A 14,678-nucleotide genomic window follows, 5' to 3' on the forward strand; every position below is an offset into this window, starting at 1 on the left:
CGCTCAGAATGATTGGGGATCGCGGCATGCTTCCAATTAAGGAAGTGGGGAACAGCGGCAGTTGTTTTCTCATACGTTATTCAGGAATTTCAGGTAGTCATTTGCTTCGCGCAGCTGCTCGAATCCTGTGATTCTGCCTTCAACCCATTCCTTCAAGCCTTCCATATCCATCATCTGCTTATGCGCTTCATTGGAATAGTCCATCCTGTGAAGCACCTCCTGCCACTGCAGGAACCTCTCTGTTGAGAAGTCGGGATGAGCGGTGAAGATGCAGTGGTCAAACAAAGGCGTCGTATCAATACATGCCAGCTGATTCTCATCAACTGTGCCATCCTTCTTCCAGGCTTCCCAGTTCAAATCGAGCGCTACAGAGGCGTCTACCGTTCCCGCCATTAATGCCCGGATGGCATCCAGCTCTCCTCCAACATGGTCCCCATGTAGGCCAACGCCGATATCAAACCTCTGCTCCGTATAGTCCGCTTCAAACTCAAGGCCATTCTTATGCAGATGATTGATTGGAATCAACCGTGCTTGAGGAGAATCGACAGCCCCGAAGCCAATCGTCTTTCCTCTCAGTCCATCTAGACTGGTTATACCGCTGTCCTTTCTGACAATGAAGCAGGTCTTGCGGTCTCTGTCCGTATCTCGCATAGAACCCATCTGGCACTTGCCATCCGTTCTCAGATAGGTATCCAGCCAGGCCAGAGGAGAATTCCATGCAATGTCAATCTCCCTGTTCATCAGACCATCTACCTGTCCTTCATAATCCTTATAGAAGACACATTCGATCTCAAGCCCTTCCGCTTTGAAAAAATCAGCAATAATGCCCCAAATCACGGTAACCCTTGGATCATAGATCACGGCTCCGACCTTTATTCTATCGTTACTCATATCGCTCGCTCCTTATTTGGTCTCTCTATGGAATCATCTGGCCTGTTAACGCCTTGCCAAGCCAAACCGACAGAACGTCTGCGCTTGGCGCCATAATCTGCCCTGCATAGGCATCCCTGACAAGCCGTTCCAACGGAAGCGCCTTGTTATAAGCTTTGCCTCCGCCCACTCTCATGGCAAGCCTTCCACATTCGATTGCGGCCTCCGAGGCGAATATTCTAGCCGACAGAATCCTCGCAAGCGCATCCGCTTCCCCGTTCGCACCCGCTCTGGCCGCTTCCAGCGTGATGGCTCTTGCAGCAGACGCATTCTTGTAGATATTTCCGATATGTACTTGAACGGTCTCAATGGCAGACAGGCTGCTTCCATCCGGATATTTCCTGTCCACTGCATGGCTGCTGGCCACTTCGAACATGTGCATAGCAGTGCCGCTGTATACAGCCCCAAGCCCCGTGATGAAGAATGGAGCGACCACATTAAATACCTGCTCCTGCCCCGAGCCTTCCGCCCCGATGCGGCAGGATGAGTCCAGCGTTACATCATTGACGTGCATCGGGCATGACGAGTTGCCTCTCATCCCGAGGCCGTTCCACTCTGTGAGCTCGAAGGACAGGCCTTCCGAATCCAGCGGGAACACCCAGTTGTTGATTTTCCCCTCTTCCACAGATGGCGCAAGCACGAGGTAATAGGACGCATAGGATGCGGAGGTGACCATGCTCTTCCTGCCGTTAAACGTTGTATTGTCGCCGTTAACCTCTGCCGTCATCTCCGTTATATAAAAGTGTGTGCCTGTTCCAAATTCGCTGTAGGCTAACGCCATAAATGTACGGTTCTCTATAATGTCGGCGAAAATCCTCCTCTTCAGCTCATCGCTTCCGTGCGTGACAAGACACATCACGGCCACATTGTGCATCATATAGCACAGAGCCGTCGTGGAGCAGATCTCCGCGAATGCCAGACAAGCCTCCGCATGCTCTTCAAGTCCTTTGCCATAACCGCCGTATTCTTCAGGGATAAGGAGCTTCAGAAAGCCCTGTTCAGCCAGCTTCTCAAACGATTCTTCAGGGAACCTCGATTCCTTGTCGGTCCTGTCTGTGTAGGGCAGTATATGTGCCTTTGCAAAATCCTTGCCTTCTTGATAGACATGCTTCATAGATTCTCTTCCTTTGCTTAGTTTCGACTTATTTATAAATATTACCATAGTCTATTCTTGCATTGATAGATTGTTGGAATCCGCATACTGGACGAGCAGTTCCTGGAGCTTGCTTTGAATTTGCCCGCGTACCGCTTGAGGACGCTTGACATTCGCCTCCATGCCAAGGCCGAGGAAGAAGTGCACAGCCCAGGGCGTATAGGACGCGCTCATTCTGGTGCGGATTGTGCCTGAGCCGTCCTCCCGAAGCTCGATAGATTGGGATAGCCACAAATCCGAATGACAGCGCCTTACTCCTTCCGGCGTCAAGTCCACCTCAAGCTCCAGCGCCTCGTTATCATCCGTTCGTAGAATCCGCGTCTGAATGTCCTCCTCCGTCGTGTCCAATCGCCGGCTCTGGTCGGCCTCCTCGGACAAATCCTTTATCCGGTCTGCGCGAAACACCCGATAATCCTCTGCCAGGAAACAGTACGCCTGACAGTACCACAATCCATTCATGGTGTATAAGCCGAGCGGCTGAATCATCCGTTCGCGGCGTGAAGCCGCTTCGTACGTGATCGTAACGACCCGCTGCTCCAGTGCAGCATCCAGCAGCTTCTTCAAAAAAGGGACAGCCAGCTCGTGCGGAGGGACCCAGAAGACGAGCCGCTGCCTCATGGATTCAATCTTCCACTTCAGCCCGCTGGACAAGTAGTGAAAAAATTTCTGCAGCGCGGTATCCACTTCATTCTCGAAGGGCAGAGCCTTATAGTTGCGTAACGATTGGCAGGCAAAAAAAAAGCGCCATCGCCTCATGCTCCGTAAAGCTGATCGGCGGCAGCACCTTCTCCCTCAGAATGCGGTACCCGCCATTGGCACCGACCTCAGAATAAAGCGGCACCCCCAGTTCGCTTAATTCCGCCAGATCACGAATCATTGTCCGGCGCGAGACGCCGCATTCGTCGGCCAGCTCCTGTATCGTAAATACTCTGCGCTCGTTCACCAGCATAATCAATTGAATGAGCCGCTGTGCTTTGTGCATGTGCCCTCCCCTTATTGAAATAAATAGTGCCAATAGTTGGCACTATTATGTCTTATGCTTATTCCCGAAGTCAATCCAAGGAGGAAACAACATGCAAAGTATTACGGTTATTGGTCTCGGGGCCATGGGTGGAGCTATCGCCCGCACGCTTCTGCAGAAGGGTTGTCATGTTACCGTATGGAACCGGTCGGGGGCCAAAGCGGAACCGCTCGTCCAGGAAGGGGCAATCCTTGCTCCTACGGCCGCCGCTGCTGTTAGCGCCAGCACGGTGTCGGTCATCTGTGTGTCCGACTTTAAGACCTCGTATGAAATTTTGGATACGGAAGAGGTTCGGGCTGCTCTCCCAGGCCGCATTCTGCTGCAATTAAGCACAGGCAGTCCCGGGCAGGCTCGTGATCATGAAGCATGGGCCCGGAAATATGGCGCCGACTATCTTGATGGAGCCATAGCTGCATCACCAATTCAAATGGGTCAGCCTGAAGCGACCATTTTCACATCGGGCTCACTTGCCGCCTTCCAGCAGGGGGAACCGTTTCTAAAAGCTTTGGCCGGCAATGTGCCTTATTATGGCGAGCAGGTCAGCGCCGCTTCATCAATCGATCTGGCGTTCCTATCCTATTTGTTCGGTTCGTATCTTGGCCTCTTTCATGCTGCGCGCATCCTTGAGTCAGACGGCCTGCGCGTAGACGATTTCGGGACCATGCTCGCCCATATATCGCCGATGATCGGACAAGTGATCAAGCATGAAAGCGAAGTAATTCAAACCGGAGCCTACGCCCACCCGCAAAGCTCTCTCTCTATGTCTATGACATCTGTGGAGCTTCTCATGGAACAAGCCCGTGAAGCAGGCATGAACAACGAATTTCCGGTATTTGCCCATAACCTTTTCCAGAGGGCTGTCGACAGAGGCTATGGCGAAGAAGATGTAGCCGCTCTTATTAAGATTTTACGCCCAACTAAAGATTCCCGCTGAGAATTAACAGTACTCCCACAAGGACAGACGTACTTCGGTTCGATTTCATCGTAATCCCTTCCTATAAATCGTATGCCAAAAACCACTCCATGATGGCTGGAGTGGTTTTTGTTTCATCATCAGCGGGGCCGCTAAGCTGGCGGATCCCCTTCATACCTGTTAACCTTTCAAAAATTGCAGCAGCGCACTGTTGAACTCCGCCGCATGGGTGGCGTTGAATCCGTGCGGGCCGCCTTTAATAACGACGAGCTGGCTGCCGGCGATCTGCTCATGTGCCCGTTGGCCGCTGATCTCAACCGGTACGATCGCATCAGCATCTCCGTGGAGGATAAGCGTAGGCACGTTGAATTTCTTTAGATCCTCGCGAAAATCCGTATAGCTGAACGCTTTAATACAATCGAGCGTTCCTTTCGGCGATGCGAAGGCCGCAATATCGCGGTTGTACAGCCGGAACGCTTCACTAACCAGGTCTGTTCTGTCCCCTGAGGCGAAGAAATTAGTCGTGAACCCATCCATGAACGCCAGACGGTCTGCCTTCACCCCATCCAGGAACCCTTCGATCGTCGCATCGTCGAACCCGCCCTCCGGATTATCCGCAGCTTTGTAGAGGTACGGCGGGATGGCACCCGCTAGAACTGCCTTCGATATCCGTTCCGTACCGTAAGTGCCGATGTAACGCGATACTTCCCCGCCTCCCATTGAGAACCCTACCAGCGTCACCTCGCGAAGATCCAGGTGCTGAATCAGCTGCTGCAAATCCGCTGCAAACGTATCGTAGTCGTAACCGTTCCACGGCTGGGAAGACTGGCCGAACCCGCGCCGGTCATACGTGATCACACGGTAGCCGGCTTCCACCAGGGCAGGTACCTGCTTCTCCCAAGACCTTCCGCTAAGCGGCCAGCCGTGAATCAGCACAACCGGTCTGCCTGCTCCTACATCCTCGTAGTGAAGCTCAATCGGATTGCCATTCTCATGACCAACTGTAACCTTTGGCATTGGTATCACTCCTATTTAATTTTACAAAATTATATTGCAGGACCTTGTAGTTCAACCTTAAGCCCATAGATAGCTGGTGTCAATAATTTACTTTGTTAAGATTTTTTGGTTTTATCTGGCTTGAGCGTGATCTTCAATATATCGCCTGCCCGGCCGCCGAAAACGATCAACCCGTCCTCCGGCAAGATTGCAGTGTTCGTACTGGTGACGGCGGAGATATTCACCGGCATGCCATTCGCATCATAGACAGCGAAGCCGCCATGCTTCGGAACATGCACTTTCATCGTCTGGCCTGCGGCCCCCTCACCAATCTTGAACCAGCGCGCATGACCCGATGCCGGAATGGTAACAAAGGAAACAGCTCCTTCGCAGATTGGTTTCACGGCTCCTTCGCCGATATAGATCCGGCCGTCTGCCTGCAGATATTCTACGTCGTACTTCGAGAAAAACCGCAGGTCAGTAACGTCACGCCCGTTCATGACTGGTATTTCTACAGCGTTGACAGCATGACTTTCATCCACGATTTTCGTTCCATTGGCATAACCGCCCTGCTCGTCGAATGAGATGGTCTTCATCAGGACCGCCGGGGAAAGGTAGAACGCCGAGTTTATTTTCTCGTCTACTGCATAATAGGTCTTGCCGTCCCTCTTCTTCCAGGCTTTCGCAACCGGTCGGGCCAGGGGGTTCTTCTCTAACTTCTGCCATTCGTAATAGGCGAGGACCGATTGCCCGAGGCCTGGGAACTCTAGAACACTCTTGACGCGGGCATACGTATGGCCGTTCGCCTGTTCATCAAAGCTGATAACCGTGCGCCCGTCCTTGCCGGTAAACTCACCCTCGCCGGTATATACGAAGGTTTGCCCTGGAATTATCCCGCCCAGCATACCCGGGAGGGCTACTTCTCCATTATCGATCGTAATCCGGAGTGTGGACCCTGCCGTTCCATATAAGCCGCTGTATGCTTTCAGGCTGTCTGGCATGGCCTCTTGGACAGGAGGCGTGAACGTAACGTCCGGATGAATGGCCGGGATATCTCCTGTCTCCTTCAGGTACGTTAGCAGAATATTCGTTGCTGCAGCCGTATTATATAAGGATGATCCCCCCGAAGAAAGCAATGCAATGGAGACATCGTTGTCCGGCAGGGCAATCAGTGCCGAATGATAGATAAGTGTATCTCCGCCCTTGGTCACCGCCTTTATTCCATAATCACCGAACGGAGCCAGGTCAACCGAGTCCCAGCCCAGCCCATAGCCGAAGATGTTCCTCTCATCCTTGACCCAGATGCCCTTGCGGTACTCAGGCTGCTGCATCGCAGACACCGATGCTTCAGACAGCAGGTCCGGCCGGTTACCCATTAACACGTCCGCGAACAGTGTCACTTCTTCCGCAGTCGAATATAGACCGCCAGTGCCGAGTATATTCGCGTTCTCTGCCGGCAGCTTTCCGGGTAGACTAGGAAACCGGCCTGGATACAACCGGCCACGGTTGAACTCATCCAGCGGCGTCTTCGTAGAAGTCAGTCCCAGCGGAGCACTGACCTTCTGTTCCAGAAAATCGCTGTATGGCATCCTGCTCACCCGCTCCACGAGAAGCTGCAGCAGCTGAAACCCGTCATTGGCATAGACAGAGTATTCGCCTGGCTCCGACTTCAGCTTATCCGTGCGAAGATTCTCCAGCAGCCTATCATAGTTCTCCGTATCGTTGTCATCGAACAGGATACCGTTCTTATAATGCGAGCCGTAGAGCCCTGCCGAGTGGTTCATCAGCATGCGGGGCGTAATCTGCTTGTATCTGTCATCAGCCATCTTGAAATCCGGAATATACGTCGTTAAAGGCTGGTCGATGTCCACCTTGCCGGTATCGGCCAGCATCATGGCAGCTGCGGTTACATACATCTTGCTGACCGAGCCGATGCCGAACATGGCATCCTTGGAGACGGACTTCTTATTTCCTGCTTCATTCACTCCGAAACCGCCTGACAGGACGATTGTTCCTTCATCTCGAATGGCATACTGGACGCCGGTTACACCGTAATCATCGACGAGCGTTTCCGCCATTTCCTGCGCGACCCTTATGGTCAAATCTTCCGCTTCGCCCTTGCTTGCCTGAGCGCCAACTTCCGCCACGGGCAGCACCAGCAGCAGAGCCGCCATTACAGTTAGAGTTCTCCTCTTCCACATGTTTGTCATAACTTCCTCCCTTTCCGGTTTGAGGTTCTTACTAACCTCATCATATATAGGGATGAAGGATGAGAACGGAAAATGCCCTGAAACGCAAAAAAGAATCCCTGAACTGCATTAAGCAGGGGATTCTTCTGCGCCGAACGGCAGTACGACCATATTGTCAAACATGCGGGACTCCGTTTCAATTGTCATGTGGCCGCCGTATTTCTCACAGATCCGCTTGATATTTATCAAACCAAAACCATGATAATCCGGACTGTTTTTCCGGCTGCGCAAATCGGTTACCTCTCTGTTCACGTAATTGCGGATCCGTATGAACAGTGCCGACTCACTTGAACGGATGTGGACACGAATATGCCGGTCTTCGGCAACCTTGACCCTCTTCGAAGCCTCAATGGCATTGTCCAGCATGTTCCCCAGGACCACGCACAGGTCATAGCGCTCAATAGGCAGCTCCCGATCAAACAAATAAAGCTCCGTGTCGATTCGGATCCCGCTCCCCTGCCCGATGTTCAGGGCATTGGTCACCAGCGCATCGATTACCAGATTTCCGGTGTTAACCCTGTGATAAGCTTCTTCAATTTTGTTCAGGGTAACGCGGATATGCTCGCTTGCTTCGGCCGTCCTGCCGCGCTCAATGCATTCCGATACATACAAGAACTGCTGGTTCGTGTCATGGATGATGCTCTTGATCTTCTTGAAGCTGTGCACCGTCTTCTCATAATTGGCGTCCTGGTAGTCCATCTGCTTCTGCAGCTGGTCGTTCTCATGCATCAGCTGAAATCTGGTGATGACCGTATCGAGGACATAGACGACGAGGACATTCAGAATGACAAAGCCGGTCACCGACAAGAAATAATGGACATTCTTCTCGCTGTAGGTCAGCAGCACATTCACCTGGTAAATGCTGATAATCGGTACGATGAGAAACAGCAGGTAATAACGGTTGTTCAGCGTATAGCTTCTGCGACTGGCGAACAAACGGATGATCTGGATAACCGCAAACATGACGATACAGCTGAAGAGAAGGAGCAGCTGCTCCGTTCCTTTGGACAATGCCGGCCTGTTCTCCGTTAAGGAAATCGATGGATCGATTACGGATACGCAGATGATGTTGACGAGCGTAAAGAGAACTGCATACAGGATGGAAAACACGACCCTCAGCCGGAGCTCCGCTTCATAGGCCTGCGACAGGCATAAGATAACGGCCAGTGCAAGCAGAGAGGACAAGATGGCATCGAGAGGCACCGACAAATACACCATATCCAGCGAGAAGAACGCGACCAGATACATCCATTTTGCCGGCTTGCTGCTTTCCTTGCCAAATACCGAATTGAAATAGAAGTTGACCTGCACGGTCATGACCAGCGCGATCCCCGCATTGAACAGCAGCAGCACAGGATCCATCACTTCAATCCGCCCTCATAACCATAAATTTTGTGCAGGTATCCTTGACTTCCTGAACCTTGGACCGCCCGATTGGCAGCTCCATTCCGTTAGCCATGACAACCTTGCTCCCCGAAAATTTATAGACGTGGTGCAGGTTAATGAGAATGGAGCGGTGAATCTGCAGGAATTTACTGTTCTTCAGTGCCGCTGCATAGCTGGAGATCAGTCCCCTGCCGTCATAAACGGCATCTGTTGTCGTAAATTTCAGCTTACTCTTCACCGTCAGACTCTTCGCCGCCTCGATGGCGATAATGTCACTGTGCCGAAGCACAACTTCATCGTATCCCGACTTAATAATCAGAATGTCCGGCTCCCGCTCCTCAAAATACCGGCACAGCTTCATCAGCTTCGCCTCGAAGATTTCCGGTTCCACCGGCTTGATCAGATACTGGAACGTGATCACATCGAAGCTGTCCAGCATATACTCGGCGTAGCTTGTCAGGAATATGATCTGTTCCTGGTGCCGCTTCAACTCCCGCAGCTTCCGTGCAGTCTGAATCCCGTTCAATCCGTTCATCTCGATATCAAGGATCAGAATATGAAATGGAGCCTTCCCATCTGCATAATGTGCAAGCAGCTGTTCTCCGGACTCAAACTCTTCCGCTTCATAGTCAATTCCAGCCTTAACCGATAAAGCGAGCAGCAGCTGCCTGACCCGCTCTCTCTGCTGCCCGTCATCATCGCATACGGCAATCCGGTACATACATCCGCTCCTCTCAATCGGTTGAAGGCCGACCCTCTGAAGATCAGGCTCCCTTCGTCCGCAGATTAAATCCCTTTGCTATGAGCCAAACCGGCAAGACAATTTCAAAGACCGCTCCAGGGATATACAGGAGACTCCCCGTATTCAGTCCGATAATGGACAAGGAACTGCTCGCCAGCAGCCCCACATATCCGATGAAACCAACGATGGATAACAATCGCGGAACCAGTCTGGAACGATAGAGGATGTAACAAAACAATAAGCTGCCTATACTCAGCACGATCATGGCCATGTCAAATAACAAAAAATGAGCTTCCACTGCTAAACTTCCTGCAGCCTTCAAGAATTCACCGCTGCTGGTTCCCATGGGTATAGACTGCTTGCTTAGCACCAGGAGAATCAACGGACCGATTAAACTCACAATGAGCAATACAGACTCCATGACCCGTGAAGCAAAGTAACCCCATGCAAATGATTCATGGTGCTTCTTCAGTATAGGCTGCAGCAGCATGGCAATTCCTACAACCGCAATGGCATTAATCAACTCCAACAGCAGCCCAGTAATTACACTTGTTCGATTGGATTCCACATGGCGGAGTAAATCAGCCCCGTGCAATATAGGATTCAGCATTCCGCTTCCAATTAAGAATGAACCCGTTGACAATAAAAATAAAACCCCCACAGCTATTTCTGCTCTTCTCATGTCCTTGCCCCTCTCTTCGCTCGTTTAACTGCAGTATAGCTGGAAGAGGAGCACGCCAGTAGACACTTTAGTGTGGTTTGGGGCTGTTCGTTAACAAGTTTAATTCCCGGGCTCGGGCTATCGCCTCCGTACGTCGCTGCACGTGCAGCTTTTCGAAGATTCTGCGATTGTGCCCCTTCACCGTATCCAAAGCTATATAGAGCTTCTCGGCAATTTCCTGATTGGACAGTCCCTTGGCTATGAGCTCAAGCACTTCAGTCTCGCGTTCGCTAAGAGGCTCGGTCCCGCTGCCCTTCATTCTCCCATTCTCAAGGATGCGGCGCATCTGCTCCAAGCCCGATTGGGCTTCAGCTACAGCAGGGTGCGGCAGAGCGCCGGCAAGCTTCAGAGCCTCTTGATAATGCTCTGCCGCCAGGTCCGGCCGCCCTTCCGCCGCCCTCATTTGAGCAAGGCCGATAAAGGCCATAACAGCCATCAATTGATGACCTATCTTGCCGCAATTCATAATGACTTCGTGGTAGGCTTCATATGCCTCCGTATAATTTCCCTGCTGCTGGCAAGCCACACCCAGCATCCAAGCCGATGCGGTGCGAACAGGCAGGTTATCCGGCCGCAGGCAGGCAAGCGCACGGCGTGATTGAGCAATAACTTCGTCTATTCCGCCTGTTCCCCTTCCCGCGGCATTGCTGGCAGGCATAATCAAGCCAATAAGCTCATCCGTCTTGTCTTCGAGCTCCGAGGCTTGCATGGCTGCCTCGGCTGCGTGAAGATTGGAGTCCGCAACCGCGCGATTACCCGTCAACAGTAAGGATGCCACTGCCGCACGGGTAGCTGCGATTAACCCAATCAGGTCCGTAATCCCAGCGTCCAGCACCCTGCCATCCAAGACCGCTTCTGCCGCTCTGAGCTTCTGCTCGACCTCCGTCGGTCTACCGGTAATCAACAGAGCAGAACCATAAAACACCCCTAACTCCGGCCTGGCATCCAGCTCCTCAGCAGGCAGCGACTCCAGCCATTTAAGCGCAATTCTTGAAGCCCCACGCAGATGAAGAGGCATCCCATTCCCCTGGAGGAGAAGCGAGCTTCGCGCTATATCCCCTGCTTCCACAGCATGATGAAGCGCCTCAATCTCATAACCATTGCCTTCGTACCATATGCTTGCTCGTGTATGTAAATCTCTGATCCTGCTCCTGTCCGCATGCTCCTGCAGCAGCCTGCGAAGAATATCCGCGAACAATTGGTGGTAACGATACCAGCGGCGTTCTGTATCCAAGGGAATGATAAACAAGTTCTTACGAGTAAGGTCCAGCAGCATCTCCTTGCCCGAAACCTCAGAATTGAGCATAAGGTCATCGCACAACGAACCGCACATGCGATCAAGGAGTGACGTTTGCAGCAGAAAATCCTGTACAGCCATGGGCTGCCGCTGCAAAATTTCCTCTGCCAGATAATCCAGCACGTACAGATGATTGCCCGAGTATGACTGAAGAAGCCGGTCAGCATCATGATCTTCCTCTATCGAGATCGCAGCAAGGCGCAGACCCGCAGCCCATCCTTCGATGCGTGACTGAAACCCGGCTATGTGTTCTGTGGAGAGGTCAAGATCCATTACATGGTTAAAGAAAACCTCAGCTTCGTTAAGCGTAAATCTCAAATCCGCTGCGCGCAGCTCGGTTAACTGATCGCGGGCCCGTAAGCGCGGCAGGGAGAGAGAGGGGTCTTCACGGGTTGTTAGGACAAGGTGCATCTGCTTCGGAAGATGGTCTATCAGGAAAGACAGGGCGTTGTCGATCCCTTCAGAACTCGCCTCGTGGTAGTCGTCCAGTACAAGGATGAAGGGGTCCGGAATATTCTGGAGTTCATTAAGAAGAGCGGTCAGAATGGACTCTGCCGGTTCTGGTTGTGGAGATTGAAGGACAGCAAGTACTCCTTCACCTATATGATCCGTTATAGTCTGAAGAGCGAAGATCATGTACGTTATAAAGCGCGTAAAGTCGTTGTCCCCTGGTTCAAGTGATAGCCATACCGCCGGCCGGCCGCAGTCTGTTAGCCATTCACTGACCAGAGTCGTTTTCCCGTAGCCCGCCGGTGCGGAGATAAGGGACAACCTGCGATGCAATCCCTTGCTCAGTCTTTCAGTTAACCTTCGGCGAATAACCGTTCTCGGCCCAGGCGCCGGGATATAAAATTTGGTGGCGATTATTGGATTTGGCATATATCAATTATATCAACACAGGTTATCCATTATCAAAAGAAAACGGGCTTATATGCACGGTAATCCGGTACATGCCCATGCAAAGTATCACCCCCCTGAATCTGAGTTAATGAGAGGAAATTACCCGCAGCAGCCTATCAACCTTCGGAATGCAATAGTCCTTCATCCCGTACGAGCTGACGACCATGATCCCCGAAAGGACCGACAGGTAACTGGAGATTAGTTCTCTGGAGTCCCCTGCAACGATTTCTCCGGCACGCTGTCCAGCTTCGAATAATGGAAGCAGCAGCTCAATATAGTGGTCCATCGAATACTGCAGCAGAAGCCGCTTAACCGGCTCCGGCACACCGTCGGACGTACGCGCTTGGTGGACCAGCAGAAAGTATGGAGCGCCGCTCTCGTCAAGGATGACCTCTGTCATCGCCCTGATCTTTTCAATTGGTGTGCCCGGCAGCTCATAAACGCCTCGAACCGCGGCTACCGAACCATCCAGCGCCTCTTGAACGAGTGACATGAACAACTCGTCTTTTGACTTGAAATAATGGTACAGCAGTCCGCTGCTGATGCCCGCCGTTTCCGCGATCATGCTCATCTTTGCACAAAGAATTCCTTTCCGGGCAAAAACCTGAGCGGCCGCCGCCTTGATCTGCTCTCTCCGTTCGTCGCGAATTTGATGCAGCTGTTCATCGTTTAATGGTGTCAATGTCGAGAGCTCCTTTCCCCATGTCGTTATCGATAAGTGTACCAGATTTAACCACTGTATGAATGCCCATACGGCGCTTCTGAAAATTGAGGAAACCGCTCCTCAAGCATGGTTTCAATAGACTCGCCATTCTCCCCTGCAAGTGTCGAGAGCAGACGCCTGCCTTCTTCCGAAGCAGATAAAACCTGCACAGCCATCTCGGGGTTAAATAGATGGCGGGGAGAAACCATTAGCGAATTGACTGCCCAATAAAGCCCGTAAAGCTGCAAATCGGACGTCCTCATGGCATGTTGGAGAAACAACTCCATATACTCCCTGCTGAATGCGCTCTTCGTGCTCGAATCCGAGCCTTCATATTCGACGCCGCTCCACCTTAGATCAGCTGTACAGTTCAGCCAGAAGGCCGGCTCGATGACTTCCTTCACTCTTCGAAGTGCGTCTTGTTCCCAGCCAGATCGGTGATGTTCCCGGCGCTCTAATAGACAAGCCTCCAGAATCTCAGCAGTGAGCGTGACAACGGACATCCCTTGGCCGAAAATCGGATCATAAATGCAGTAAGCATCTCCCAGAACAAGCAATCCTGCAGGCCAGCGGGACATCTGTTCATAACGATGGCAGTATAACTCTGGAACCCGGTAGCTTCTTGGCAGGGCGGTCGGTTCAAGATCGCGCACCATTTCCGATATGATCGGACTCGGAAGCTGCTTTAAGGCCAGCTCAAATTCATCTGCAACTGTCGGAGGGTAATTGCCGCCCGGACGATAAAGAAGCACTTCGGCAATCCCGTTCTCAATAAAGGAAAACACACAGGTGTACGTGCCGCCTTCAGGCTGACCCTGCAGGTTTATGACATCCCATTTATCGATCAGGTGTGTCAAATGGGGGGGCACTCTGTATCTGCGGGTGCTGTATCCAAGCGACACCTTCAACAAATCAGGTTTCGGCACCTCGTACCCCAAATCTGTAAGCCAATCCGAGAGCTTCGAGAACCGACCGCTTGTATCGATAACGAGATCTGCAGTAAGGGCTTTTTCCAGCTTGGATGGACTGCGCTCTCTAACCTTCACGCCCACCACAGCCGAGCGGTCGGGAGTTGTTAACAACCCGGTGACATCGTGCCTAGGCAGGAAACGCACGTTGGGAATTGAAACCACGCGCTGGCGTATGACCCACTCCAATAGAGCCCGGCTGAATTTCCTGTCATTCTGGTCATTATTCATTTCCATGGTCCCGTATTGGTTCTTGAAATGCATCGTTTTGCCCAGTGTTGAGGGGCAGCCCTGCGCCGCCAAATCCTGCTCAAATCCCGGAAATAGGCGTTCAGTGACCGCTTTCCCGCGAGGCATAAAACGATGCGGATGGAATGCCTGCGGAGTTCCTGGCCGGAGGTCAGGCCCTGCAGGAAATTCATCCTTCTCGATAACTACCACTTCATCGTAATGATCCGATAATACACGCGCTGCCAGCAGTCCTGCCATGCCCCCGCCGATGAGAATAGCCTTACCCTTCGAGTTACTGTTTGTCATGGAAATACCCCTCTCCAATGTTTGGTGATTCATTTCATCATGACTTGGGAATAACCGGTTTTTTTGATTGAACGATTCATTCAACAGTAGTTTATGGCGTAACCCGCTAGTTGTCAACCAGATATTTCTAAATTTTCAAGATAACTTGTACAAAGCAAAAGG

13 protein-coding genes are annotated in these 14,678 nt (G+C 51.9%); 1 reads left to right on the top strand and 12 read right to left on the bottom strand.

Annotated features, from left to right (window positions below; translation table 11 throughout):
* Positions 1-69: 69 nt before the first annotated feature.
* From DNH61_RS06850 to DNH61_RS26725, 4 genes are read right to left on the bottom strand one after another with little or no spacing between them, the layout of a single operon-like run.
* A complete protein-coding gene (locus DNH61_RS06850) occupies positions 70-891 on the bottom strand; it encodes a phosphate/phosphite/phosphonate ABC transporter substrate-binding protein (RefSeq protein WP_111145925.1) in 822 nt (273 codons plus the stop codon).
* Between the two features lie 25 nt (positions 892-916).
* On the bottom strand, positions 917-2,044 hold the full coding sequence (locus DNH61_RS06855) for an acyl-CoA dehydrogenase family protein (protein ID WP_111145926.1): 1,128 nt from the start codon (positions 2,042-2,044) through the stop codon (positions 917-919).
* Positions 2,045-2,095: 51 nt separating this feature from the next.
* Positions 2,096-2,839 (bottom strand): helix-turn-helix transcriptional regulator, encoded by a 744-nt coding sequence (locus tag DNH61_RS06860; RefSeq protein ID WP_245947982.1) that lies wholly within the window; start codon positions 2,837-2,839, stop codon positions 2,096-2,098.
* Positions 2,790-3,065, bottom strand: a complete 276-nt coding sequence (locus DNH61_RS26725) for a helix-turn-helix transcriptional regulator (protein WP_245947984.1) — start codon at positions 3,063-3,065, stop codon at positions 2,790-2,792. The genes DNH61_RS06860 and DNH61_RS26725 overlap by 50 nt, the downstream gene beginning before the upstream one ends.
* 91 nt (positions 3,066-3,156) lie before the next feature.
* Here DNH61_RS26725 and DNH61_RS06865 point away from each other — a divergent pair, with 91 nt between their 5' ends.
* Positions 3,157-4,038, top strand: coding sequence for an NAD(P)-dependent oxidoreductase (locus DNH61_RS06865; protein ID WP_111145927.1), 882 nt, complete (start codon positions 3,157-3,159; stop codon positions 4,036-4,038).
* 159 nt (positions 4,039-4,197) lie between these two features.
* On the opposite strand, the gene DNH61_RS06870 is transcribed toward DNH61_RS06865, so the two are convergent.
* From DNH61_RS06870 to DNH61_RS06905, 8 genes are all read right to left on the bottom strand, one after another.
* Entirely contained in the window at positions 4,198-5,034 is an 837-nt protein-coding gene (locus DNH61_RS06870) for an alpha/beta fold hydrolase (protein ID WP_111145928.1), read from the bottom strand.
* Between the two features lie 95 nt (positions 5,035-5,129).
* Positions 5,130-7,214: a serine hydrolase domain-containing protein gene (locus DNH61_RS06875; RefSeq protein WP_111146047.1), complete on the bottom strand. Its 2,085-nt coding sequence runs from the start codon at positions 7,212-7,214 to the stop codon at positions 5,130-5,132.
* A gap of 117 nt (positions 7,215-7,331) precedes the next feature.
* Positions 7,332-8,624 (bottom strand): sensor histidine kinase, encoded by a 1,293-nt coding sequence (locus DNH61_RS06880; RefSeq protein ID WP_111146048.1) that lies wholly within the window; start codon positions 8,622-8,624, stop codon positions 7,332-7,334.
* A 4-nt stretch (positions 8,625-8,628) separates the two neighbouring features.
* On the bottom strand, positions 8,629-9,369 hold the full coding sequence (locus DNH61_RS06885) for a LytR/AlgR family response regulator transcription factor (protein ID WP_111145929.1): 741 nt from the start codon (positions 9,367-9,369) through the stop codon (positions 8,629-8,631).
* A 43-nt stretch (positions 9,370-9,412) separates the two neighbouring features.
* Entirely contained in the window at positions 9,413-10,072 is a 660-nt protein-coding gene (locus DNH61_RS06890) for a DUF4386 domain-containing protein (RefSeq protein WP_111145930.1), read from the bottom strand.
* A gap of 67 nt (positions 10,073-10,139) precedes the next feature.
* Complete coding sequence (locus DNH61_RS06895) at positions 10,140-12,287, bottom strand: winged helix-turn-helix domain-containing protein (RefSeq protein ID WP_111145931.1); 2,148 nt, start codon at positions 12,285-12,287, stop codon at positions 10,140-10,142.
* A 106-nt stretch (positions 12,288-12,393) separates the two neighbouring features.
* On the bottom strand, positions 12,394-12,990 hold the full coding sequence (locus DNH61_RS06900) for a TetR/AcrR family transcriptional regulator (RefSeq protein WP_111145932.1): 597 nt from the start codon (positions 12,988-12,990) through the stop codon (positions 12,394-12,396).
* 47 nt (positions 12,991-13,037) lie between these two features.
* The gene (locus DNH61_RS06905) at positions 13,038-14,516 is read right to left on the bottom strand and encodes an NAD(P)/FAD-dependent oxidoreductase (RefSeq protein ID WP_111145933.1); all 1,479 of its coding nucleotides are present in this window, start codon (positions 14,514-14,516) and stop codon (positions 13,038-13,040) included.
* Between the last annotated feature and the right edge of the window lie 162 nt (positions 14,517-14,678).

The sequence above is a fragment of the Paenibacillus sambharensis genome (assembly GCF_003233845.1).
Classification (GTDB): domain Bacteria; phylum Bacillota; class Bacilli; order Paenibacillales; family Paenibacillaceae; genus Paenibacillus_I; species Paenibacillus_I sambharensis.